Source organism: Alcaligenes faecalis, from assembly GCF_041521385.1.
In the GTDB taxonomy this organism is placed as follows: Bacteria; Pseudomonadota; Gammaproteobacteria; order Burkholderiales; family Burkholderiaceae_B; genus Alcaligenes; species Alcaligenes faecalis_E.
The window spans coordinates 391,259-412,972 of sequence record NZ_CP168006.1; the positions used below are offsets into that span (position 1 = coordinate 391,259).

Genomic DNA, 21,714 nt, shown 5'->3' on the forward strand with positions numbered 1-21,714 from the left:
GACTACAGTCTACCCAAATGCTGCATTGCAACCATGTTTTCTATCTTATATAAGAGTAAATATTTTTTTGTTAAATATCATGCACATACACAATTTATTTCGAGATATGAAATGACTTACCTGTTTATGAAATGAAAAAATGTGCGGCGCGAAAGCCGTTTTTTGCATACTGAGACAAGGATTTCACAATGTGGGATAATCCTTCTTATGCCGCCCGGTGAACACCTCCCCCAGCACCGGTTTTCTTGTCTATTTCTGCAATACCCGCCAATGAGCAACACCTCCCCACTGAAAGACTCGCCTCTTGGACATGATGTGGTGTATCCCACGCGGTACGATCCCAGTGTCCTGTTTGGCATTGATCGCTCCCTGAACCGACAGGCACTTCGCATTCCGGAACAATGGCATGGTGCCGACATCTGGAACGGTTACGAAATCTCCTGGCTCAATCCCAAGGGAAAGCCCGTTGTCGCTCTGGCACGTTTTGTCATTCCCTGGAACAGCCCACGCATCATCGAGTCCAAGTCTTTCAAGCTTTACCTGAACTCGTTTAATGATGAGCTTGTGGAAGACATGGCCAGTCTTGTACAGCGCATGGAGCACGACTTGAGTACGGTTGCCGGTGCGGCCGTCAATGTGACGCTGATTCCGCTCAGCACCTTGAATGGTCAGCCTATTGCCCAACTGGACGGCCACTGCATTGATGAGCTGGATATCAGTATTCAGGACTACACGCCACAAAGCGGTTTGCTGAAATGCCTGCCAGACGCCCCCATCGTGACCGAGTCTCTAGTCTCTGATTTGCTCAAGTCCAATTGCCCTGTCACGGGCCAGCCCGACTGGGGCAGTGTGCAAGTACGCTATACCGGACCGCAGATTGATCCGGCTTCCTTGCTGCGCTATATCGTCTCGCTGCGCCGTCACACTGAATTCCATGAACATTGTGTGGAACGTCTCTACAGCGATATCCAGCAAAGCTGCCAACCAGAGCGTTTGCGGGTGTATGCGCGTTACACCCGCCGTGGAGGCCTGGATATCAACCCCTGGCGCAGCAGCCATGCGGACAGTGTGGAAGAGCCACGACTCGCCCGTCAGTGATCGCTATATAAAGCTGGATAGAGATGCTTGAACCGGGAAGACCAATGCGCTTTTCTGTTTTTACAGTACCAAGCCCCGCGCCAAGACACAGCCTGGACAGGCAAAAACCCCAAAAACCTGATAGGTTTTTGGGGTTTTCTTTTATGGCTGTCCAAGTAGCCATGAATCGCTTCAAGTCAATCAGGACTTGGTTGCGCGGCTGACGGTAGAGGCCACATACACGGCCAAGCCAGCCGCCGTCCAATACCCGACGGCTGCGCCATACCAGGGAGCCTGCGTCAATCCCATGTCCAGCAGCAAGCCAAAACCCACCGGTGCCAGGGAAGAACCGACGTCCATGCCAGAGTAAACCAAGCCGTAAACAGCACCCGTAGAGCCTTTGGGGGTGACACGGCGTATCAACATGTCTCGCGATGGCGAGGCGATGCCCGAGCAGAAACCAGCCGCCCCCACGACAAACAAGGCCAGAGATGGCATAACCCACCCGGCACCCAGCACCAGCAGCAAAATCCCCGACACGCACAGTGACACAAACACGATCAGCTCAGAGCGCGGCGTTGTGGAAGCGAGAAACCCGCCTACAAACATCCCTGCGGCAGAGGACAACATAAAACCGGACAAGGCCGTACCCGCTACAACCTTATCAATGCCGTAGGTGCTATGCAGCATGGGAATGGTGTAGTTCTGTACGACTGCCATGGCCGCCGTGGCAAAGGCGAAGAACAAAAAGGCGCCCCACAAGGAAGAACGCGACAGCAAGGTAGACAATGTCGTCCAGACCGACTCCTTGCTGGGTGGACGAGCTGCAACGGCACCCGAGGCTGTACGCCCCGCCAGGGCGTCCCGATTCATCAGCACCAGTACCAAAACAGCCGCAATCAAGGCCGCTGCCGACAACACGGCAACGCGCCAATTGAAATAGATAGTCAGCGTGGTGATAAAAACAGGGGTCAAGGCCCAACCCAGATTTCCCGTCAAGCCGTGGGCACTAAAGGCGTGGCCCAGACGAGCCGGGCTGACACGATGATTAAGAATGGAGTAGTCCACGGGATGAAACACCGCATTGCCCACCCCACCAATCAGCGCGGCCGCCAACAACATGCCATAACCATTGGCCATGCCAATCAGCAAAGCCGCCACCACAAAACAGGACAGCCCCACTTTCAGAACCGGCAAAGCACCGATACGGTCAACCAAAAAACCCGAGGATGCCTGCCCAAAGCAGGAGACCAGATAAAAAGTGGTGACCAGCCCTCCCAACTTCAGGAAGTCGTAACCGAACTCCTGTCCCAAAGCGATGTACAGGGTGGGCAAAATCAGTTGAAAAAAATGCGAACTGGCGTGCGCAATACCAATAACACCGATTACCTGCCAGTCCCGTGAGCCGTCAGGCCCCGCCCCGTCCAGCGTCCTTGTTGGTGAATTAGCCATTGCTCTCAACGTTGCTTTTTCTTGATCTCTGGCCAAGCCTTCTGCAAGTAATAGCACATGGACCAGACCGTCAGAACCGCCGCAACAATAATCAAGGCTTGCCCAATTATCCGTGTCGGCAAGCCCATGACGGGCGACCAATACAGCAAACAAGGAATGGCAACCATTTGCGCAGCGGTTTTGAATTTACCCAAGCGATGCACGGCCACACTACCACTGGCGCCAATCTTGGCCATCCATTCCCTCAGTGCCGAAATGGTAATTTCACGCCCAATGATAATCAGGGCGATAAAAGCATCCACACGGCCAAGATCGAGCAGAACCAGCAAAGCGGCGCTGACCATGAGTTTGTCCGCAACCGGGTCCAGGAAGGCCCCAAACGAGGAGGTCTGGTTCCAGCGACGAGCCAGCCAACCGTCAAACCAATCCGTTGCGGCGGCCACGATAAACACAGAGGCGGCCCATAGATCGCGTGTCTCCATGCTCAACCAATTGGCAGGCAGATAAAACAAGGCAACGATCAAAGGGATCAGAACGATGCGAAGCCACGTCAGGGCGATGGGCAAATTAAAAGGCATAGCTTGGATACCAACCTAATTTAAAACAAAGGCTCTCGCCTATCGTAAAGCATGATAAATACGTTCGGCCAGCTCAACGGATATTCCATCAACCGCACTAAGCTCATCAATACTGGCATCGGCAACCCCGCTAAAACCACCGAAGCGGGCTAAGAGACGCTGACGCCGTTTGGCGCCAATCCCGTCAATATCTTCCAAGCGTGACACATTACGCGTTTTGGCGCGCTGGGCACGCATGCCCGTAATGGCAAAACGGTGCGCTTCATCACGGACTTGAGCAACCAGCATCAATGCCGCGGACTCCACACCCAAGGCCACAGGCGGGCGATCATCGGCAAATACCAAGGTCTCCAGACCTACTTTACGCTTTTCACCCTTGGCTACACCGACCAGTACGTGAATATCCAGGCCCAGTTCCACAAAAACCTGGCGGGCGATCTCCACCTGACCCTTGCCGCCGTCAATCAGAACAATGTCGGGCAAGGGGGCCAAACCTTCCGCAACCCGCGAGAAACGTCGGTTCAGCACCTGACGCATGGCCGCGTAATCGTCACCGGGCGTGATGCCCGCAATGTTGTAGCGGCGATAAAGCGAATTCTGCATCTCGTGGTGTTTATAAACCACACAGGAGGCTTGCGTGGCCTCCCCGGCCGTGTGACTGATGTCAAAGCACTCGATGTGCAAAGCATCGAGCTGGGCCTCATCCAGATCCAATTGCAGCGATTCAGCCAGGGCGCGGGTGCGATCGGCACGGGCGGTGGATTCGCTCAATACTCGGGCCAGTGCCAGACCGGCGTTCTTGGTCGCCTGCTCCAGCCAAATCTTGCGCACCCCTTGCGGACGCACCACAACGCGCGCCTTCACGCCGGTCTGCTCAGCCAGCAAGGGCATCAGGTCCGCATCGGGCAAAGCATGTGAACAGACCAGAACCGGCGGCATGCGACGCTCCAGATAATGCTGGGCGATAAACGCGGCCAACACATCGCTGGGGGTGTCATCATTGATTTGTGTGGGAAAGAAAGCGCGGTCGCCCAGGTGACGGCCACCACGCACCATGGCCAGGTTCACACAGAACTTACCACCGGCATTGAGCACCACAATAATGTCTACATCCTCTTTGCCCACCTGCTCCATGCTTTGCTGCTGCAAGACGGCAGACAAGGCTTTCATCTGGTCGCGCAACATCGCTGCCTGCTCGAAATCCAGCGAATCCGAGGCCTGCATCATGCGTTCTTGCAGTTCGCCCAGAATTTCAGAGGTATTCCCGTCCAGAAAGCTGATGGCGCGCTGCACATCCAGTTGATACTGCTCGGGCGAGATCAGGTTCACACAGGGAGCCGAACAGCGCCCGATCTGATGCAGCAAACAGGGACGACTACGGTTGGCGTAGACGCTGTCCTCACAGGTCCGCAAACGGAACACCCGTTGCAGGATCTGAATGGTTTCACGCACCGCCCAGGAGTTGGGATAAGGGCCGAAAAAATGCCCTTTCCCGCTGGTGCTGCCCCGGTAATAGGCAATACGGGGCGCCTGGTGGGCGCTGATCATCAGGTAGGGGTAGGACTTGTCGTCCCGGAAAAGAATGTTGTAGCGCGGCCGCAGGCGCTTGATGAGGTTGTTTTCCAGCAGCAAGGCCTCGGCCTCGCTGCGGGTAACGGTGACCTCGATGCGCGCGACGCGCGCCACCATATGGGCAATACGGGGACTGCTCAGCGTTTTCTGGAAGTACGAGCTGACACGGCGCTTGAGATCACGCGCCTTGCCAACATACAATACCTCGCCCTGTTCGTCGATATGCCGGTACACGCCCGGCAGATTCGGCAAATCAGACAGAAAGGATTTTAGATTGAAGTCCGCGGGCATATTGATAGTGTTCATCCGCTTGCAAAGCGTCCCAATCCAAGGCTGGCGTCGTCGGCATCAGACGACGGATGCGGTTTTGTGATTCCTCGGAAATCGTGAAATCCAGGCGCGAGAGCAGATCGTCGGCCAGATCAGGACGATTGCATACCAGCACCATGTCGCAACCGGCCCCCAGGGCAGCCTGAGCACGTGCCAGGATATCACCCACGACAGTGGCGCCTTCCATGGTCAGGTCGTCGGAAAAAATCACGCCGTCATAGGCCAGGGCCTTGCGCAGCACACGCTGAATCCAGTATGGCGAAAAGCCGGCGGGCAGCGGGTCCACTTTGGAATAAATCACGTGTGCAGGCATCACCGAAGGCAACTGCAAGGTGCCCAGCCAGCCGTAAGGAGCGGCATCCTCGTCCAGAATCTCTTCCAGCGTACGGTCGTCAACGGGAATCTCGTGATGCGAATCTGCCTCTACGCCGCCATGACCCGGAAAATGCTTGCCGCAGGCAGCCATACCGGCCTTGTTCAGACCACGGATCAAGCCAGCCGCCAACATGGACACAGCCCGCGGGCTGCGGTGGAAAGAACGGTCACCAATCACTTTACTAACCCCCCAGTCCAAATCCAGCACGGGGGTAAAGCTCATGTCCACACCGCAGGCACGCAGCTCGGCCGCCAGCACATAGCCCGTATCGGCGGCAACAGCAGCAGCTTTAACGGCATCACGGGTCCAGAGTTGCCCCAACTGACTCATGGCGGGCAGCGTGGTAAAGCCATCCTCGCGGAAACGCTGTACCCGGCCCCCCTCGTGGTCCACGGCGATCAGCAAAGGCTCATCGCGCGCTTCGTGAATGGACTGGCACAGGGCGGTCAGCTGAGCACGGTTTTCAAAGTTACGACTGAACAGGATCACGCCACCGACCAGAGGGTGACGCAGGCGCTCGCGCTCCTGATCCGTCAGGACCATGCCCTGCACGTCCACCATGACCGGGCCCGGAGGCAGTACTGCTTGCGAGGAAGAACTCATTTAGTATCAGACTCAGCTAAGGATAAGGAAGGAATGGCAGGCGCTTTGGCTTCCAGCACCACAAAGGCCATGGCCATATCGGATTCATCTGTCAGGGAAATATGAACGGCCCCGAAGCGGGCGTCAAACCAGCTTTGCAGATCCGCAGACAGGCGCACCATCGGGCGGCCACCGGGTGCATTCAGGGTTTGCATGCGCGACCAGGCCATCGGCATACGCATGCCCAGCCCCACCGCTTTGGAAAAGGCTTCCTTGGCTGCGAAACGGGTGGCCAGATAGCGCAGGCCACGCACCGGATCACGTGCCTGTCGGCGGGCATAGACTTCTCGCTCCTGCTCGCCCAGAATGCGCTTGACAAAGCGATCACCATGTCGAGCTAAAGCGCGCTCAATCCGCTCGATTCGGATCAGGTCGGTGCCGATACCGGCAATCAAACCGGGCGGTATTGGAAGCATGATGTCATCGGAAAAAATACAGCAAAAACGGCATGGGCCGTCTACCAGCTTGCAATGATACCGTGAGAGTGCGGAATACAAAAACGGCCCTGCCTGAGCAGAGCCGTTTTTTAACGTCAATCCGCCAGGCTTAGAACGCGCGCTTGTCGATCACACGTTTGGCTTTGCCTGTCACGGTACGCTCGACCATGCCAGAGGACAGCACACGGATACGTGCGCTGACACCGATGAAAGTCTTGATGGAGTGGCTCAGACGGCGGGCCATTTGCTCACGCTCGGCATCGTTCAAGTGATTGAACTCGGGGCGCACTTCAACCAGGATTTCCAGTTCGTCCATATTGCCGTTACGGCTCAATACCAACTGATATTGGGCGGCCAGCTCGGGCATCTTCAGAACCAGCTCTTCGACCTGAGTCGGGAACAGGTTCACACCACGCACAATCACCATATCGTCGCTGCGGCCCGTGATCTTGCCAATACGACGCATGCTGCGCGACGTGGGTGGCAACAGTTGCGTCAGGTCGCGAGTGCGGTAGCGAATGACAGGCATGGCCTCCTTGCTCAGCGAGGTAAAGACCAATTCCCCGCTTTCACCCTCAGCCACCGGCTCGCCGGTTTCAGGGTTGATGATTTCGGGGTAGAAATGGTCCTCCCATACCACTGGGCCGTCCTTGCTTTCCACACACTCCATGGCCACGCCCGGGCCCATCACTTCAGACAGACCGTAGATGTCCACAGCGTCGATGCCGGCACGCTGCTCAATATCCAGGCGCATCTGGCCGGTCCAGGGCTCAGCACCAAAAATACCGATACGCAGGGAGGTATCGCGGGGATCCATGCCCTGACGCTCGATCTCTTCCACGATATTGCAGAAGTACGAGGGGGTAACCAGAATCACGTCGGGACGAAAATCCTGAATCAGCTGAACTTGTTTTTCAGTCTGGCCACCGGACATGGGAACCACGGTACAACCCAGGCGCTCGGCACCGTAGTGCGCACCCAGACCGCCAGTGAACAGGCCGTAGCCGTAAGCCACGTGGGCAATGTCACCCGGACGGGCACCGGCTGCCCACATGGAACGGGCAAACAAGTCTGCCCAGGTGGAGATGTCATTGGCGGTGTAACCCACCACGGTTGGCTTGCCCGTGGTGCCACTGGAAGCATGCACGCGTGCTACCTGTTCACGGGGAACCGCAAACATCTTGAAGGGGTAGTTGTCCCGCAGGTCCTGCTTGGTCGTGAAAGGGAACTTGGAAATGTCCGACAACTGCTGCAAATCGTCGGGGTGCACGCCCGCTTCGTCAAATTTCTGCCGATAGTGCGGCACATTCTCGTACGCATGCTTTAGCGTCCATTTCAGACGCTCCAACTGCACGTTACGGATTTCGTCAATACTGGCATGCTCGATGGCATCGCGGCCAACCTGTTCTTTAATTGCTGTCATGGTGTACTCCTGCCCTGCCGCTGGTGTGGTACTTCCGACCCCCCCGGGTCTACAGGGTATGTATCGTCAAAAATTATTTTTTTTCAATCCCGCCCAATACCGTGCCATTCAGCCGGTACGAGCGCCCACGGAACAAGGCAACGCGCTTGTTGTTCTGGTTGACCACCTCGATGTCATACACCCCGGTGCGCCCTGCCAGGGAGGCCTCGATCGCACGAGCGGTCAGGACGTCCCCCTCAAAGGCAGGAGCCAGGTAATCGATAGTGCAACCGGACGCAACCGTCGGTGCGTTGCGAGAATTGCAGGCAAACGCAAAGGTGCTGTCAGCCAAGGCAAAAATAAAACCACCGTGACAGGTCTTGTGGCCGTTGAGCATGTCGGCGCGCACCGTCATACTCATGTCGGCCTTGCCCGGTGCCACGCTATCCAGGCTCAGGCCCAGACCCTGAGAGGCCTGGTCGTTGCCATACATATGGTCACTGACCTGCTGGGCCAGTGCTTGTGGATCTTCAACAGCCATTGCGTTGCTTTGCATTACTTTCCTTTAAATTGGGGGGCACGCTTGCCCAGGAATGCATTAACACCCTCGCGATAATCCTCGGATGCACCCAGTTCACGCATCAAGTCGCGCTCCAGATCCAACTGTTGATCAAGCGAATGGGCATCACTGGCATAAATCGCTTTCTTGGCATAGGCCAGACCTTTGGTCGGAGCCTGAGCAAAATGGGCGGCCAACTCATTCAGGCGAGCCTGGAATGCGTCGTCATCCACACATTCCCAGATCAGGCCCCACTGAGCAGCCTGCTCGGCCGAGAGCTTATCGCCCAGCAAAGACAAACCCATCGCACGTGCCGTACCCACCAGACGAGGCAGGAAGAAGGTACCGCCAGTGTCAGGCAACAAGCCCAGACGGCAAAACGGCTGAATGAAGCTGGCCGAACGAGTGGCGATCACGATGTCGCCGGCCAGAGCCAGGTTCGCGCCAGCACCGGCGGCCACACCATTGACACCCACCACCACAGGGGCCGCCAGCGCACGCAGACGGCGCACCAGCGGTGCGTAGAATTTTTCAATGGTGGCACCCAGATCCACGGGGGCATCGCCCGCGCTCATCTGACGCTCGGACAGGTCCTGGCCGGCGCAAAAGCCACGGCCATTACCAGTCAGAATCAGCACACGCAGATCCGCGCACTGTTCCACTTTATCCAGAGCCTGAGCCAGCTCGCCGTGCATATCGGCCGTGAAGCTGTTGAGCTTGTCGGGACGATTCAAGGTAATGCGTGCTACGCCATTTTCCAGCTGAAATTGAATACTTTGGTCAGTCACCTGGCCACCCTCCTTTAGAAATGCCAGCGAGTCTGAACGACACGGAAGCGGTTAGCAACATAGGCCGAATCCGACAGGGATGCGTTGGCAGCCGGGTTGGCGCCCGTGCCGTGGAAGTCGCTGTAGGCTGCGGTCTGGTTGATGAACACAGCGCCGGTCAGGTTCAGGGACAGGGATACGCCGGAACGCTCGGCCATGCGCTGAATCTTGGCGGTCACGGCATCATCGGTGCTGTAAGCCGACAAGGTCAGTGCGCCGTGCTCGATCACGTTGCGACCTGCCACTTCAATGCTTTGCTCGGTCGAATCGGTTTGCACCACAAACACGATGGGGCCAAACCACTCTTGTTGAATCTCGGGCTGATCCACACGGGCCTGCAAGACCAGCGGTGTGCGTACGCGAGCACCGGGGAATGCGGGGTGTTCCAGCGTCTGGCTGTCAGCCAGAATAGGCATGCCCAGTTGGCGAGCCTGATCAATGCGCTGAGCGCAGGCCTCGTTTTGCACGGCGCCCGTAATTTCAACCGCACGGGCCGGATCGGACACCAGCTTTTGCACGGCCTGGGCCAGCCCTTGAGCCACTTCATCGAAGCTCATCACGCCATCGGCCGTACGGATACCGTCACGAGGCACGTAAATGTTTTGAGGCGCGGTACACATCTGGCCGGAGTACAGCGCAAAGGAGAACGCCAGGTTGCGGGCAACGGCCTTGAAATCCTCAACCGAATCAATAATGACCTGGTTTACGCCCGCTTTTTCGGTATAGACCAAGGCGTGGCGAGCATTTTCTTCCAGCCAGTTACCGTTTTGGCTGCTGCCGGTAAAGTCGATCAGCTTGACGGCCTTGTTCATGGCCAATTGCTGGGCGGTGTCTTCCGATGGCTCGTGGGCGGCCAACAAGACCACATTAGGATTGAAACCGGCTTCGGCCAGCACTTCGCGGGCGATCGCAACGGTAATAGCCAAAGGCAGGATCGCGCCAGGATGCGGCTTCACAATTACGGTATTACCGGTTGCCAGGGAGGCAAACAGGCCAGGGTAACCGTTCCAGGTCGGGAAAGTGGAGCAACCAATCACCAGACCGATGCCACGAGGCACGACTTTGAACTGTTTTTTCATCTGGATGGGATCGTGCTTGCCCTGAGGCTTGATCCAGTCAACCAGACCGGGGATACGAGACATTTCCTGCCAGGCGTAGGCTACGGCTTCCAGCGCACGTTCCTGAGCGTGAGGGCCACCTGCCTGGAAGGCCATCATGAAGCCCTGACCCGTGGTGTGCTGCACAGCGTGTGCGATCTCAAAGCTGCGCTGGTTCAAGCGATGCAGGATTTCCAGGCAGACACCCACCCAGGCTTGTGGGCCAGCATCACGCCAACTGTCGAGCGCCAGTTGAGACTGAGCCAGCAGTTGATCCACAGGCACTTTGGGATAACGAATACCCAAATCAAAACCAAAAGGCGACTGCTCATTGCCCACTTCACCCTGAGCGCCTTCCAGCGTCAAAGGAAAGGCTTTACCACGATAGGCTTCAAAAGCAGCCTGACCTTCCTGAGCCGCGGTCTCACCGTAAGCGCGCGGGCTGGGGTTTTCAGGATATGCGCTCCAGAAGTTGCGCTCCAAAATACTGCTCAAAGCTTGATCCAGCGTCGCCTGATGCGTTTTGAAAAAATCTGCTGCCATACAATGTGCTCCTGAAACTAGTAGGACGCCAAGCCGGGAGGCTGGCGTCCAGATTCTTGGAAAACCGCTTATTCACTGCGGTCTTAGGTTTCCTGATCGAAGTCAATCACCACCCGGTCGGTAACCGGAAAGCTTTGGCAACTGAGCACGAAACCGCGGGCTACCTCGTAATCTTCCAATGCAAAGTTGGCGTCCATGTCCACTTCGCCTTCTACCACTTTGCAACGGCAGGTGGAACACACCCCACCCTTACAGGAGTAAGGCAATTCCAGCCCTTGCTCCAGTGCCGCATCCAAAATACTGCTGTTGCTCTTGCTGATGGTCAGGTTGCGGGTAATGCCGTCTTGGATCACGGTCAGCTCGCACTCTTCCTTGCCCGGAGCCTTGCGCGACTCCTCACCCGTGCGCAAGGCACGCGGGCCTTTAGGGGCACCGAATAGCTCGAACTTGATCTGGGATTTTTCCAGGCCATTTTCCTGCAAGGCGGCAACTACCTGCTCGCTCATGTCCTGAGGGCCACACACAAAGGCCACATCCACGCTGGCGGGGTCGAACCATTGCTGCATTAGCTGGCGTACTTTCTCGCCATCCAGACGACCATTGAACAGGTCAATATCCTGCGTTTCCCGGCTCATGATATACACGATGGAGAAACGTTCCATATAGGTGTTTTTCAGGTCCTCGATCTCTTCGCGGAACATGATGGCCGAAGAGGCACGATTACCGAAAAACAGCGTGAAAGTCGACTGGGGCTCGGTATCCAGTGCGGTTTTCACCAAGGACAGAATCGGTGTAATGCCACTACCGACCGCAAAGGCGGCGTAACGATGAGCCTGGCTGGGATCGAAGTCCACCGTGAAGTTGCCATCCGGTGGCATCACTTCCAGGGAAGCACCGGCTTCCAGGTGGCTATTGGCCCAGGTGGAGAAAGCACCATCATTGACACGCTTGATCGCCACGCGCAGCAAACGATCGTGCGGAGCCGCACAGATCGAATAAGAACGGCGCAATTCCTGACCGTCCAGATGGGTGCGCAAGGTCAGGTACTGACCGGGGCGAAACTGAAACACATCCTGCAAATCCTCGGGCACGGTAAAGGCCACCACCACGGCATCGCGGGTGCTGCGGGAAACCGAGGCCACAGGAAGAGAATAAAACTGACTCATAGGACTAATGCGCCTTAAAGTAATCGAATGGTTCACCGCAGCTGATGCAGCGATACAGCGCCTTGCAGGGTGTGGAGCCAAACTGGCTGATCACCCGTGTATGCGTGGAGCCGCACTGAGGACAGGCCACCACAGGCGCCTCGGGCTGACGCAGCAAACCAGAAATATCAACCGCACTTTGAGCCGGAGGAGCGATACCATAGTCGCGCAAGGCCAACTTACCCTGCTCGCTCATCCAATCGGTCGTCCAGGCCGGTGACAACTTCGTATCTACCCGAACCTGCTCGATACCGGCCTGCTGCAAGGCCTGTTCAATCGAGTGGCTCATCTCGTACATCGCCGGACAACCGGAGTAAGTCGGTGTGATGGTGACCACACACACGTCCTGCTCCCAACTCACGTCACGCACAATGCCCAGGTCCAGCAAGGAGATCACGGGGATCTCCGGATCTGGAACTGTGGCCAGCACTTGCATGACCTGTTCGGTGCTCCAGGTCTGTGTCATGGCGATCACCAAGTGGCGTCAGGATACATACGTGGCAGATGCTGCATTTCTGCCAACAGAAACCCTAACGCTTCCGTGTGACGGCCTTGTGGACCACCACGGTAGGCCTTGTGCTGCGCATCCTGCTCGGCAGGGCAACGCAAAGTAGCGCGTTCCAGGGCATTCTGGATGTATTCCAGACAAGGCTGCCACAGACTCGCCATCAAAGGCGCAGCCTGGCGCTGAGCCAATTCCTCGGTGACTTCGTCATCCAGGAACAACTCGCCCAGGTAGAACCAGGCATCATCAATGGCTTTTTGCATGCGCTGGTGGCTTTCGGGTGTACCGTCCCCCAGGCGCACGATCAAGTCGGTCGAGCGACGCAGGTGATACAGCACTTCCTTATGCGCCTTCTGGGCAATTTCACGAATCTGCTCGTCGCGGGATTCGATCAACTGCTCCAGCAGGAAACAATGCCAGGCATCAAACAGGAACTGGCGTGCCAGCGTGTCACCATAGTGACCATTCTCGCGCTCCACCAACAAGTAGTTGGTGTACTCGTGACCATCACGGTGATAGGCCAGACGATCTTCGTCGCGGCCCTGACCTTCGGTCTCACCAGCCAGCGTCAGCCACATGCGAGCCTGCCCCAGCAAGTCCAGTGCCGTATTGGCGCAGGCCAGTTCTTCTTCCAGAGCCGGGCCGTGGCCAGTCCACTCACCCAGACGCTGAGCCAGCACCAGGGTGGAATCGCCCATGCGCAGGGCGTAGGAAAACAAAGCTTTGTCCATACCAGTTCCTACATATTGATGCCGTCAGGCATGGGGAAAAACGTAGGGTGACGGTAGACCTTGGTATTGGAAGGCTCGAACAGCGGGCCTTTATCACCAGGGCTGGAGGCAGCGATATCGGCTGCACGCACGACCCAGATGCTCACGCCTTCGTTACGACGGGTGTACACATCACGGGCATTGTTGATGGCCATTTCGGCGTCAGGAGCGTGTAGGCTGCCTACGTGCTTGTGGGCCAGGCCGTGCTGGCTGCGAATGAAAACTTCCCACAGGGGCCAATCGTTCTTGCTCATAACTGAAAATTCCTTGCTGTGCAGTGGCGCGGTCAACGCGCCTGCTGCGAATCGGATCGAATCAGAAACCGTGCTGGTTTCTTAGCCTTCTTGATCAGGCCACCTTGCGGACGGCTTGCTGCTTTTGGGCATGTGCATCCAGTGCATCACGGAACCAGGCGCCGTTCTCGTGGGCCTGGACTCGGGCTTCGAGTCGCTCACGATTACAGGGACCATTGCCCTTGATCACTGCCCAGAATTCTTCCCAGTCGATCTCGCCAAAGTCGTAGTGACCGCGCTCTTCGTTCCAGCGCAGATCAGGATCCGGAATGGTCAGACCCAGGTACTCGGCCTGAGGCACGGTCTGGTCCACCATCTTCTGGCGCAGTTCGTCGTTGGAGAACAGCTTGATCTTCCACTGCATGGACTGGGCACTGTTGGTGGAGTCCGCATCCGAAGGACCGAACATCATCAAGGCAGGCCACCACCAGCGGTTGATGGAATCCTGAACCATGGCCTTTTGCTCCGGCGTACCGTGCAGACACATCTGAATCAGCAGGTCGTAACCTTGGCGCTGGTGGAAGGACTCTTCCTTACACACACGCACCATGGCGCGGGCGTATGGGCCGTAGGAGCAGCGGCACAGCGGAATCTGGTTAATGATGGCCGAGCCGTCAACCAGCCAGCCGATCATGCCAATATCGGCCCAGTTCAGCGTGGGGTAATTAAAAATACTGGAATATTTGGCTTTGCCCGACAGGAGGTCGTCGACCAGCTTGTCGCGACCTACGCCCAGTGTTTCAGCGGCGCTGTACAGGTACAGACCGTGGCCGGCTTCGTCCTGCACCTTGGCCATCAAGATGGCTTTGCGCTTGAGCGAAGGGGCGCGAGTAATCCAGTTACCTTCGGGCAGCATCCCGACGACCTCGGAGTGCGCGTGCTGAGAAATCTGGCGAACCAAGGTTTTGCGATAGGCTTCGGGCATCCAGTCCCTGGCTTCGATGCGGACACCCTCATCGATGCGCTCTTGGAACCGACGTTCTTCGTCGGACATCTGCTCGATATCCTGGACCTGCTTGACGCCTGTCTCTACAAGTTGTGCATACATGACCATCCCCGGTAAGAGTGCAGAAAGCGCCCAAACAAATTTGTTTCGACGCCAACCATATACACTTCATTATTTAATACGAAAAATGTGATGTCAATCGCAAAACCGTATCATATAGCCCTGGAACAGATACTTTAAGGGTAAATACTTAGACGTAAAAAAACCGAGGTGCGACAAATCGCTATCCTCGGTTTTCATCCAGCCTATGTATCCCTGCTTAAAGCGGTAGCCCGCTCACGGACCTCACAGGAATCAGCGCAATACCCGCCTTGCCTACCCTGCCCGTTTACAGACGAATGAAGTGCTCGCGGTAGTGTTTCAGCTCGTCAATGGACTCATAAATATCGGCCAAGGCCTCGTGGCGGCTTTGCTTGACGAAACTTTTAACCACTTCAGGCTTCCAACGCAAAGCCAGCTCTTTCAAGGTGCTGACATCCAGATTGCGGTAGTGGAAGAAAGCCTCCAGACGAGGCATGTAGCGGTACATGAAACGACGGTCCTGGCTGATGGTGTTACCACACAAGGGCGACTTGCCAGCCGGTACGTGCTCTTTCAGGAACTCCAGTAACTGATCCTCGGCCTGCGCTTCGGTCAGGGTAGAAGCTTTGACCTTGTCGATCAGGCCGCTACGGCCATGCGTACCCTTGTTCCAGGCGTCCATGCCATCCAGCAAGGCATTGCTTTGATGAACCACCAGAACCGGGCCTTCTGCTACCAGGGTCAAGTCTGCTTCTGTTACCACGACCGCAACTTCAATGATGCGCTCTTTATCCGGATCCAGTCCTGTCATCTCCATATCGAGCCAGACCAGACGCTGTGTATGAACCGCCATATAATCATTCCTCAAAACGCCCATTTTACATATAGCCGCCTACATGCTGACTTTGTTGTTCATTATCTTTCTGCTTGCAGACGTCTTGCTGCGCTTTTATTTAGGCCTGCGGCAGATCCGGCACGTTTATCGCCATCAGAACGAGGTACCTGCCGAATTTGCCGAACGCATTGGCCTGCATAGCCATCAACGTGCTGCACGCTACACCATCGCCCGCACCCGGCTGGGTTTAAGCGAACGTCTGGTCGAAGCCCTGGTATTGCTGAGCTTTACACTGCTGGGCGGCCTGCAATGGCTGGATGTCACGCTGGGCAACTGGATCAGCCATGAACTACTGCGTCAATTGACTCTGATTGGAGCAGTCCTGGCGATTATGGGTGTCGTAGGCCTGCCTTTTGCCTGGTATCGCAAATTTGTGCTGGAAGCGCGCTTTGGCTTTAACCGCATGAAGCCCGCGCTGTTCTTTGCCGATACCGCCAAAACCCTGGTCATCGTCCTGATTCTGGGGACACCCCTGTGTGCTGCCCTGCTCAGTCTGATGGATTGGGCGGGCCCCTCCTGGCCCTGGTATGGCTGGGGCTTGTGGCTGGTGTTCAATCTGCTGGTGCTGTGGCTGTACCCGCGCGTTATCGCCCCCATTTTCAATACCTTCAAACCACTGGAGGATGCCAGCCTGCGCGAGCGCATCAATGCCCTGGCGCAACGTTGCGGCTTTCAGACCAATGGCTTGTATGTCATGGATGGCTCGCGCCGCTCGGCCCATGGCAATGCCTACTTCACCGGCCTGGGACGCCAAAAGCGCATCGTGTTTTTTGACACCTTGCTGAACAAGCTGCAGCCCGAGGAAGTGGAAGCCGTGCTGGCGCATGAGCTGGGCCACTTCAAGCATCGCCATATCCAACGTCGCCTGCTGATCAGCGTAGTCACGTCCCTGATCTTTTTCCTGCTGGCGGGCTGGGCCTGGGGCAAGGTCGGTTTTTACACCGGCCTGGGTGTGATTCCCCAGTTAGGTCGCCCCAACGATGCCCTGGCCCTGATCCTGTTCTTTATGGTGGTGCCGACCTTCACCTTCTGGATGGGCCCCTTGAGCGCCCTGCTCTCGCGCCGCGACGAATATCAGGCCGACAGCTTTGCCGCCGAGCACAGCCAGTCCCAGGACTTGATCAGCGCCTTGCTCAAGCTCTATAACGACAATGCCGCCACCCTGACACCTGACCCTGTGCACTCTGCCTTTTACGACAGCCACCCCAACGCGATTGATCGCATTCGACACCTGAAAAGCCTGGCATGACATCCAAATACATTAGCGGTCTGGTGACCGCCGCCCACGGTCGCCACTACTTTGTCGAGCTGCCGGATGGCGAAACCATCAAATGCTTTCCACGTGGAAAAAAAGCTGGGATTGCAGTAGGTGATCACGTCAATGTCCTGATGCAGGCCAAAGGGGAAGGCTCTATTGAAGCAGTGCAGGAACGGCGCAATCTGCTGTATCGCTCTGACGATTTCCGCACCAAACAGTTTGCCGCCAATATTGATCAGCTTCTGATTGTGGTGGCACCGGAACCCGTTTACTCCGAAGACTTGCTGGGGCGCGCCCTGGTCGCCGCCTGGAGTGTGGATATTGAGCCGGTGATTATTCTGAACAAGGCTGATCTGAGCACTCACCTGGAACGTGCGCGCGCCAAGCTGGCCCCCATCGCCGCTTTGGGCGTGCCAATTCTGGAAATGGTCGCACTGGAACCGGAACAGACACGGGAAGCCCTGGCACCCTGGCTGGCGAACAAACGCACTTTGCTATTGGGACAAAGCGGCATGGGTAAATCCACCCTGCTCAATGCACTGGTTCCGGATGCAGGCGCGCTGACCCAGGAATACTCGCAAGCCCTGGGCGCAGGCCGACACACGACCACCAGCACCCGCCTGTATCACCTGCCCAATAGCGGCGACCTGATCGACAGCCCCGGTTTCCAGGCCTTTGGCCTGTCACACATGACTCAGGAAGATATTGCACACGGCTTTCCCGATTTCCGAAAAGCGGTGGAGTCCTGTCGCTTTTATAACTGCACCCATCGGCATGAACCGGGCTGTGGGGTACTGGCCGCAATTGAAGCAGGCAGCATTCATCCCGAACGGCACGCGCTGTACCAACGCTTGCTGGCCGAGCACGAAAACAAACCACGCTATTAAGGGAACAAGGGGCGAAGCAAAGCGCCCCTTTTTTATGCAGGCGGAATTCGCTGCCAGAGCGCCCATCCATCAGACCTGATTACAGGCTGCGCGTATCCCCACCGGCAGACAACTGCACCCAGGCAGCCGACAAGTGGTAGTACAGATTACGGATCAAGACCGCCGTAGCACCCCAGATAAAATACGGCCCCCAAGGGATCGAAAAGTAGTAACGCCCTGCGCCATCCGGCAAGTCTGCATGGTGCAATTGATGGCGCTGCGGGTCCAGCAGGACCGACAAGGGCACTTCAAAGACCTCGGCCACTTCAGAGCTATCGGGCAGCACCTGAAAACCCTCTTGCAGCTCACCAATAATGGGGCGCATCGCAAACTGAGTACTGGTGACAAAAATAGGGTGCTGTCCCAAGTACCGCACAAAGCGCGGCTCGATACCGATCTCTTCCTGGGTTTCACGCAAGGCGGCTTCTACTGGCCCCAGATCCGAGGTTTCAATTCGTCCACCCGGAAAACTGATCTGCCCCGCATGATTGTGCAGGTGCATGGCCCGACGTGTGAAAATGACGGTAGGCCCTTCGGGGCGCTGCATCACACCGATACAGACGGCGGAACGCACATTCATGGAACCGGGCAAAAACTCGGGATAGAAAGAACTGCGAAATAAGGGCTCAACTTGCCACTGTATGGGCTGGGCAAAGGCACTACGCAGAAAATCCAGTTGCTGAGCCTGAACAGGCAATTCAGGCAAAGCATCTAATGCAACCAAGGGTTGGCTGCGAGGATCGAATCCAGGAACGATAACGGGCCTGATACGAGGCTTATCCATAAGAACGGGTATGTGATCCCACATAAAAACAAAGGCACCCGCCTGGGTGCCTTTGCATCGCTGTTCGCTTGGGAATTAGTTACCCGAACGACGAACGAGTTTTTCTTTGATGCGAGCGGCTTTACCCGAGCGTTCGCGCAGATAGTACAGTTTAGCACGACGCACAGCGCCACGACGCTTGACTTCGATGCTGGCGATCTGAGGGGAATACAGCTGGAATGTACGCTCAACGGCTTCGCCCGAAGAAATCTTGCGAACGATGAAAGAAGAGTTCAGACCACGGTTGCGACGGCCAATAACCACGCCTTCGTATGCCTGTACACGCTTGCGTGTACCTTCAACCACGTTTACGTTCACAACAACAGTGTCACCAGGACCGAACTCGGGAGGCAGCTTGCCACCGGTCAGGCGCTGGATTTCTTCTTGCTCAAGAATAGCGATCAAATCCACGATTGACTCCAAAACCATCGTATCAGCCGCACACATTATAAAAATCGCGCTGACAGAGGATGAAAAAATGATTAGCCAATGATTCTATCAGTAAAAAGCTTAAATTACCAAGCTTTTTGACTGATTACAGCTGTATTTTCAGGCGTTTAACTACGCTAAAATACGACACTTTGGGCATCGTGCCCCTGTATTAAACGCAGCAAAAGCGAGGTTTTACTCGCTTGGCCCTCCCCTTGACGAAAAGGGGCCGACCTTATCAAAGGACACAGTCTATGCATGCTGAATACAAAGTTCCTGGCGGCAAGCTGGTCGTGATCGATCTGGATGTCAAAGACCATATGATCGAACAAGCACGACTGAGCGGCGATTTTTTTCTGGAACCACCCGAAGCACTGGGCCTGATTAATCAAGCCCTGCAGGGCCTGTCCGTCAACAGCAGTGCCGAAGAAATTGCGGCTCACGTCAGCCGCGCCCTGCCCAAGGACATCGAAATGTTCGGTCTGGACCCACAAGCGATTGGGGTGGTGGTAAGGAGGGCCTTGGCATGATGAGCTGGAACGAGTTGCCTTGGGAGCTGATCCACATGGAGCCGCAGCCCGCTGCCCTGCATATGGCACTAGACGAAATCATTACCCAGCAAGTCAGTGAAGGCACCCGCGCCCCTACCCTGCGTATCTGGGAATGGCAAGAGGCTGCTGTCGTGATTGGGCGTTTTCAATCTCTGCGCAATGAAATTGAAGCTGAGGCTGCAACCCGTCACGGTATTCGTGTGGTGCGCCGTATCAGTGGCGGTGGTGCCATGTTCATCGAACCCGGCAATACCATTACCTATTCGCTCAGCGTACCCAAGCAGTTTGTAGCCGGCATGACGTTTCAGGAGTCCTACGAGTTTCTGGATTCCTGGGTCATTGAAGCCCTGCGCAACATGGGTATTGATGCCTGGTACCAACCGCTGAACGACATTACCAGTGCCGGTGGAAAAATTGGCGGTGCCGCACAGGCGCGCCGTGGCAACGCCGTCTTGCACCATGTCACCATGGCCTACGACATTGATGCTGACAAGATGTTGGAAGTCCTACGCATCGGCAAGGAAAAACTCTCAGACAAAGGCACCACCAGCGCCAAGAAACGCGTGGACCCTATCCGCAGTCAAACTGGCATGAGCCGTGAAGCGGTTATTGAAGCCATGCTGGACATGTTCCGCAAAAAGACGGCTCTCAAACCCGGCACACTGCCCACGTCAACATTGGAACAGGCCGAAAAACTGGCATACGACCGTTTCCTGTCAAACGACTGGACACAACTGGTGCCCTGATCGCTCCCTGGGGCAGCACAAGGACGTGGCCTTAAAACCCACCCATGCTGCCCAACCACAGCAAGCCGGGAATACTGGCACCCCACACAGCAACCAAACACACATCCATGACCTTGGCCTTGAAAGACAAAGGCTTGTTAAATGGGCTGGAAGAGGCCGCAGAACGAACCGGGCCGCGGAAACGTGGAGTGGCTTGGGGGCGGTAATGACGGCTTGGACTAGACATGACTAACTCCGTTTACTGTTTTCTTATACAGTACTGTACTTAAAACCAGCTTCGAGTGCAATCAGTATCCGCGCTGATGTTGCGCCTGCCCCACTGACAGGCGCAAACCCAGTCCCGACGCCAGCTACAGCCAATCCCCTGACAAACCAGCCTTGCCTGCCCTGCCCATTTTCAAAGCTGGATCGCCACTTTCATCCAGTATTTTATACAGTGATTTTGCACAGTAGCGGCACTCTCCCGCGACCCCTGCAGGGAATCCAGGGCAAGCACCCAGCCCAAGCACAGGCCATCTGCCTGAAAAGGCTGCGCCCACAAAAAAGCCCTCGTGCCATAAGCAGGAGGGCTTTTGGTCCGAGCCCGAAGGCCAGGAAAATTACTTGTTAGGCTGAGGCGTCACACGCAGGTAAGGACGAATCTCGGTAAAGCCTTTGGGGAATTTCTGCTTCAGAACTTCCGGATCTTTCAGGCTGGGGACGATGATCACGTCATCACCGTCTTCCCAGTTCACTGGCGTGGCCACGCTGTGGCTGTCGGTCAGTTGCAAAGAATCGATCACGCGCAGGATTTCGTTGAAGTTGCGGCCCGTGCTGGCGGGGTAGGTGATGATCAGACGCACTTTCTTGGCCGGGTCGATGATGAACACCGAACGCACAGTCACGGTGGTGCTGGCGTTGGGGTGGATCATATCGTACAGATCCGACACCTTGCGGTCCGCATCAGCCAGGATGGGGAAGTTAACGGTGGTTTTTTGAGTTTCGTTGATGTCATCAATCCACTTGCCGTGAGAATCAACATCATCAACAGAGACAGCAATCACTTTTACGTCGCGCTTGGCGAACTCGTCCGCCAGCTTGGCGGTGTAGCCCAGTTCGGTGGTGCACACAGGCGTAAAATCGGCTGGGTGGGAAAACAAGACGCCCCAGCTATTACCCAAGAACTCGTGAAATTTGATGGTGCCAGCGGAGGATTTTTGTTCAAAATCAGGGGCCAGGTCACCCAGACGAAGTGTAGCCATTGCGTTCCTCTTTTCGAAATACAGCCGCGATCAGGTAATCACCGGCTTAAATAATCAGGACTAGTCAGATGATTTTGTCAGCATAAAGAGTACGTTTCAAATAATTAAAAGCTATATCAATATACCGAAAAAAGGCCCGGCAGCCAAAAAAGC

The 21,714-nt window shown here is 56.1% G+C and carries 24 protein-coding genes; 5 read left to right on the forward strand and 19 right to left on the reverse strand.

The features are described from left to right. The first annotated feature begins 270 nt into the window (after positions 1 to 270). Positions 271 to 1,098 carry an NADPH-dependent 7-cyano-7-deazaguanine reductase QueF gene (queF, locus tag ACDI13_RS01815; RefSeq protein ID WP_316988930.1) on the forward strand — a complete coding sequence of 276 codons (828 nt, stop codon included), beginning with the start codon at positions 271 to 273 and terminating at the stop codon, positions 1,096 to 1,098. Positions 1,099 to 1,278: 180 nt separating this feature from the next. On the opposite strand, the gene ACDI13_RS01820 is transcribed toward queF, so the two are convergent. From ACDI13_RS01820 to orn, 15 genes are all read right to left on the reverse strand, one after another. Further along, a complete protein-coding gene (locus ACDI13_RS01820; protein WP_316988931.1) occupies positions 1,279 to 2,529 on the reverse strand; it encodes an MFS transporter in 1,251 nt (416 codons plus the stop codon). Positions 2,530 to 2,534: 5 nt separating this feature from the next. Next, the gene (gene pgsA / locus ACDI13_RS01825; protein ID WP_316988932.1) at positions 2,535 to 3,107 is read right to left on the reverse strand and encodes a CDP-diacylglycerol--glycerol-3-phosphate 3-phosphatidyltransferase; all 573 of its coding nucleotides are present in this window, start codon (positions 3,105 to 3,107) and stop codon (positions 2,535 to 2,537) included. A gap of 39 nt (positions 3,108 to 3,146) precedes the next feature. Next, positions 3,147 to 4,970 carry an excinuclease ABC subunit UvrC gene (gene uvrC / locus ACDI13_RS01830; protein ID WP_316989019.1) on the reverse strand — a complete coding sequence of 608 codons (1,824 nt, stop codon included), beginning with the start codon at positions 4,968 to 4,970 and terminating at the stop codon, positions 3,147 to 3,149. Next, a complete protein-coding gene (gene nagZ, locus ACDI13_RS01835; protein WP_316988933.1) occupies positions 4,933 to 5,988 on the reverse strand; it encodes a beta-N-acetylhexosaminidase in 1,056 nt (351 codons plus the stop codon). The genes uvrC and nagZ overlap by 38 nt, the downstream gene beginning before the upstream one ends. Further along, positions 5,985 to 6,443: a holo-ACP synthase gene (gene acpS, locus ACDI13_RS01840; RefSeq protein WP_316988934.1), complete on the reverse strand. Its 459-nt coding sequence runs from the start codon at positions 6,441 to 6,443 to the stop codon at positions 5,985 to 5,987. The genes nagZ and acpS overlap by 4 nt, the downstream gene beginning before the upstream one ends. A 130-nt stretch (positions 6,444 to 6,573) precedes the next feature. Continuing rightward, on the reverse strand, positions 6,574 to 7,887 hold the full coding sequence (gene paaK / locus ACDI13_RS01845) for a phenylacetate--CoA ligase PaaK (protein WP_316988935.1): 1,314 nt from the start codon (positions 7,885 to 7,887) through the stop codon (positions 6,574 to 6,576). 73 nt (positions 7,888 to 7,960) lie between these two features. Then, on the reverse strand, positions 7,961 to 8,422 hold the full coding sequence (gene paaI, locus ACDI13_RS01850) for a hydroxyphenylacetyl-CoA thioesterase PaaI (protein WP_316988936.1): 462 nt from the start codon (positions 8,420 to 8,422) through the stop codon (positions 7,961 to 7,963). Continuing rightward, complete coding sequence (gene paaG / locus ACDI13_RS01855) at positions 8,422 to 9,213, reverse strand: 2-(1,2-epoxy-1,2-dihydrophenyl)acetyl-CoA isomerase PaaG (protein ID WP_009455980.1); 792 nt, start codon at positions 9,211 to 9,213, stop codon at positions 8,422 to 8,424. The genes paaI and paaG overlap by 1 nt, the downstream gene beginning before the upstream one ends. Before the next feature lie 14 nt (positions 9,214 to 9,227). Continuing rightward, on the reverse strand, positions 9,228 to 10,892 hold the full coding sequence (gene paaN, locus ACDI13_RS01860; RefSeq protein WP_316988937.1) for a phenylacetic acid degradation protein PaaN: 1,665 nt from the start codon (positions 10,890 to 10,892) through the stop codon (positions 9,228 to 9,230). 83 nt (positions 10,893 to 10,975) lie between these two features. Further along, the gene (gene paaE / locus ACDI13_RS01865) at positions 10,976 to 12,058 is read right to left on the reverse strand and encodes a 1,2-phenylacetyl-CoA epoxidase subunit PaaE (RefSeq protein ID WP_316988938.1); all 1,083 of its coding nucleotides are present in this window, start codon (positions 12,056 to 12,058) and stop codon (positions 10,976 to 10,978) included. Between the two features lie 4 nt (positions 12,059 to 12,062). Beyond that, positions 12,063 to 12,563, reverse strand: a complete 501-nt coding sequence (paaD, locus tag ACDI13_RS01870; RefSeq protein WP_009455982.1) for a 1,2-phenylacetyl-CoA epoxidase subunit PaaD — start codon at positions 12,561 to 12,563, stop codon at positions 12,063 to 12,065. Positions 12,564 to 12,568: 5 nt separating this feature from the next. Beyond that, on the reverse strand, positions 12,569 to 13,333 hold the full coding sequence (gene paaC / locus ACDI13_RS01875; protein ID WP_316988939.1) for a 1,2-phenylacetyl-CoA epoxidase subunit PaaC: 765 nt from the start codon (positions 13,331 to 13,333) through the stop codon (positions 12,569 to 12,571). 8 nt (positions 13,334 to 13,341) lie between these two features. After that, entirely contained in the window at positions 13,342 to 13,626 is a 285-nt protein-coding gene (gene paaB, locus ACDI13_RS01880; RefSeq protein WP_003799192.1) for a 1,2-phenylacetyl-CoA epoxidase subunit PaaB, read from the reverse strand. A gap of 94 nt (positions 13,627 to 13,720) precedes the next feature. After that, positions 13,721 to 14,713, reverse strand: coding sequence for a 1,2-phenylacetyl-CoA epoxidase subunit PaaA (gene paaA, locus ACDI13_RS01885; RefSeq protein WP_316988940.1), 993 nt, complete (start codon positions 14,711 to 14,713; stop codon positions 13,721 to 13,723). Between the two features lie 286 nt (positions 14,714 to 14,999). Beyond that, positions 15,000 to 15,545, reverse strand: a complete 546-nt coding sequence (orn, locus tag ACDI13_RS01890) for an oligoribonuclease (protein ID WP_009455985.1) — start codon at positions 15,543 to 15,545, stop codon at positions 15,000 to 15,002. A 43-nt stretch (positions 15,546 to 15,588) separates the two neighbouring features. On the opposite strand from orn, the gene ACDI13_RS01895 reads away from it, so the two are divergent. Both ACDI13_RS01895 and rsgA read left to right on the forward strand, forming a co-directional pair. After that, a complete protein-coding gene (locus ACDI13_RS01895) occupies positions 15,589 to 16,836 on the forward strand; it encodes a M48 family metallopeptidase (RefSeq protein ID WP_316988941.1) in 1,248 nt (415 codons plus the stop codon). Beyond that, positions 16,833 to 17,732: a ribosome small subunit-dependent GTPase A gene (gene rsgA, locus ACDI13_RS01900; RefSeq protein ID WP_316988942.1), complete on the forward strand. Its 900-nt coding sequence runs from the start codon at positions 16,833 to 16,835 to the stop codon at positions 17,730 to 17,732. Before ACDI13_RS01895 ends, rsgA begins: the two co-directional genes overlap by 4 nt. 79 nt (positions 17,733 to 17,811) lie before the next feature. Here the strand turns inward: rsgA and ACDI13_RS01905 are convergent, their stop codons facing one another. After that, positions 17,812 to 18,477, reverse strand: a complete 666-nt coding sequence (locus tag ACDI13_RS01905; RefSeq protein WP_316989020.1) for a CoA pyrophosphatase — start codon at positions 18,475 to 18,477, stop codon at positions 17,812 to 17,814. Positions 18,478 to 18,630: 153 nt separating this feature from the next. Continuing rightward, complete coding sequence (gene rplS / locus ACDI13_RS01910; protein ID WP_189390916.1) at positions 18,631 to 19,005, reverse strand: 50S ribosomal protein L19; 375 nt, start codon at positions 19,003 to 19,005, stop codon at positions 18,631 to 18,633. A gap of 272 nt (positions 19,006 to 19,277) precedes the next feature. Here rplS and ACDI13_RS01915 point away from each other — a divergent pair, with 272 nt between their 5' ends. Both ACDI13_RS01915 and ACDI13_RS01920 read left to right on the forward strand, forming a co-directional pair. After that, positions 19,278 to 19,553 carry a biotin--protein ligase gene (locus tag ACDI13_RS01915; RefSeq protein WP_316988943.1) on the forward strand — a complete coding sequence of 92 codons (276 nt, stop codon included), beginning with the start codon at positions 19,278 to 19,280 and terminating at the stop codon, positions 19,551 to 19,553. After that, positions 19,550 to 20,320 (forward strand): biotin/lipoate A/B protein ligase family protein, encoded by a 771-nt coding sequence (locus tag ACDI13_RS01920; RefSeq protein ID WP_316988944.1) that lies wholly within the window; start codon positions 19,550 to 19,552, stop codon positions 20,318 to 20,320. Before ACDI13_RS01915 ends, ACDI13_RS01920 begins: the two co-directional genes overlap by 4 nt. A gap of 31 nt (positions 20,321 to 20,351) precedes the next feature. Here the strand turns inward: ACDI13_RS01920 and ACDI13_RS01925 are convergent, their stop codons facing one another. Beyond that, positions 20,352 to 20,546, reverse strand: a complete 195-nt coding sequence (locus ACDI13_RS01925) for a hypothetical protein (protein ID WP_094197111.1) — start codon at positions 20,544 to 20,546, stop codon at positions 20,352 to 20,354. A gap of 373 nt (positions 20,547 to 20,919) precedes the next feature. After that, a complete protein-coding gene (locus ACDI13_RS01930; RefSeq protein WP_316988945.1) occupies positions 20,920 to 21,561 on the reverse strand; it encodes a peroxiredoxin in 642 nt (213 codons plus the stop codon). Between the last annotated feature and the right edge of the window lie 153 nt (positions 21,562 to 21,714).